The following is a 1,970-nucleotide window of genomic DNA, read 5'->3' on the forward strand; positions in this document are numbered from 1 at the left end:
GGGCTGGAGATGGGCCGGCCGTCGCGAATCCGGCTCGAGCTCAATGTCGACGGCGGCAAACTGGCCGCCGCCCGCATCGGCGGCCATGCCATTAAGGTGGCGGAAGGCAGACTTTTTGTCTGATCGGTGCGGCTGCCCCATCCCGATAGAATCGGGATGGGGCTCCATCTTTTTTGTTTGAGCATGATCTCTTCCGAAAACCGGATTCCACTTTTCGGGATCATGCTTTAGCGATTTATCGGGAAATGATCCCGGCGGGGCTAGACATCCCCAAGATCGGCGGCTATATGCCCGCCAACGCTGGGTTTACCGGCCGTGTGGGTGTGTAGCTCAGTTGGTAGAGCAGCTGACTCTTAATCAGCGGGTCCACAGTTCGATCCTGTGCACACCCACCAAATCCTCTTCAGATCCTGCTGAAAAAACATCGGAAGCCGGCGCCCCGCCGCGTTCAGGGGGCTTTCGATTTTTACTGGATGGTTGGCCTGAGGTAGCTGAGAATCGCTCGCGTTATGGCCAGGACGCCGTCAACGGCATCGAAGTTTGTCTTGCTTTTGCCGACGATCCATTCGAATTCGGGGGCTTGTGGTAGCCGGAGCGCATTGCGTACGAGCCAGCCAGAAAGCGTGAAGAGGTCAAGTGATCTCGGTTCGCCGCCCGAGTAGTAAGGAAATTGCAGAAACAGCCTTATTGGGCCTCCGTATCCAAGCTTGAAGGTCATGCTGACTGCAACTCGGTGGCCAAATCTGTCTTCAAAAACACCACCAAAAGTAAGATCTCTAGCATCGTAGTTGTGCCATTGCCCCGCCAACCCTAGAGAGCCCCATCTGTTTTGAGTATGTTCCTTCAGTTCCTTGCGATTGGGAAATTTTGATTTTTCAGGATCAAAGCGCAGGGGCGGGTCGACGTTACCTGTCTCGTCTCTCCACTCCTCCGCAGCGCCTCGAAGATCTTCAAAGACCGGAGATATTCTAGGATCCATCGGCTCGCCCGAGCAGCGTGAAATCCGCCACTGAGAAATCACCTCGCACAGAGATTCGACCGTATGGCCCGATCGTTCGGCCCAATCCTCGGTGGCCAGCATCCACGGGGAGTTGTATTTCAGCGCGGCAAAGGCGCCGCGCTTGCTGTCGAAATCGCGAATAATCCGAGCCAGAGCGTCGCGTAGCCCATGTTTGGGATCACCAAAAATCTTTGAGGGTTCCTCCATCAGCGCACCCCAGCATCTAGGTCACTATTTGTCCGAAACCCCTGCCTCTGCGAAGCTCGCCATACGGGCGTGGCATTCCAGCGCCGAGCGCACGATGTTGACGGCAAGGCAGGCGCCGGAGCCTTCGCCGAGCCGCATGCCGAGGTCGAGCAGCGGCGGCAGGCCGAGCGCTTCGAGCAGGCGGCGGTGGCCGGATTCGGCCGAGACGTGGGCAGCGATGGTGTGGGCGAGGCCGGTCGGGTGCAGCCGCGCCAGCGGCGCCGCGGCAGCGGTGCAGACAAAACCGTCGAGCAGGACCGGCACATTGTTGCGGCGCGCGGCGAGCGTGGCGCCGAAGATGGCGGCGAGCTCGCGGCCGCCAAGGGCTGCGGCGATCTTCAGCGGGTCGGACAGCGCGTCGGCATGGCGCTTGAGGCCGGCTTCGATCGCGGTCACCTTGCGCTCCAGGCCGGCATCGTCGACGCCGGTGCCGCGCCCGGTCCATTTCTCGGCGCCGCCGCCGAACAGGGCGGCAGAAATCGCCGCCGCCGGCGTGGTGTTGCCGATGCCCATTTCGCCGAAGCAGACGAGGTCGATATCCTTGGTCACCGCGTCATGGCCGGCCGAGACGGCGGCGAGGAAGGCCTTCTCGTCCATCGCCGGCACTTCGGTGAAGTCGCCGGTCGGATGGTCGAGGTCGAGCGGGATGACGTCGAGCTCGGCGCCAGCGATGCGGGCGAGCTGGTTGATGGCGGCGCCGCCGCCGGCGAAATTCGCCACCATC

The 1,970-nt window shown here is 61.5% G+C and carries 2 protein-coding genes, 1 tRNA gene and 1 pseudogene; 2 read left to right on the forward strand and 2 right to left on the reverse strand.

The annotated features are described in order from the left end of the window. Positions 1–123, forward strand: a pseudogene (locus tag EN781_RS35610) (PhzF family phenazine biosynthesis protein); the annotation flags it as partial. Positions 124–319: 196 nt separating this feature from the next. Continuing rightward, positions 320–395: transfer RNA gene (locus EN781_RS31465), tRNA-Lys, on the forward strand. 71 nt (positions 396–466) lie between these two features. On the opposite strand, the gene EN781_RS31470 is transcribed toward EN781_RS31465, so the two are convergent. Together EN781_RS31470 and EN781_RS31475 are read right to left on the reverse strand one after the other, a co-directional pair. Then, positions 467–1,207 carry a hypothetical protein gene (locus tag EN781_RS31470; protein WP_126054001.1) on the reverse strand — a complete coding sequence of 247 codons (741 nt, stop codon included), beginning with the start codon at positions 1,205–1,207 and terminating at the stop codon, positions 467–469. A gap of 24 nt (positions 1,208–1,231) precedes the next feature. Continuing rightward, a partial coding sequence (locus tag EN781_RS31475) for a nicotinate-nucleotide--dimethylbenzimidazole phosphoribosyltransferase (RefSeq protein WP_127400674.1) occupies positions 1,232–1,970 on the reverse strand: 739 nt, incomplete at its 5' end.

Source organism: Mesorhizobium sp. M4A.F.Ca.ET.090.04.2.1 (assembly GCF_003999085.1).
In the GTDB taxonomy this organism is placed as follows: domain Bacteria; phylum Pseudomonadota; class Alphaproteobacteria; order Rhizobiales; family Rhizobiaceae; genus Mesorhizobium.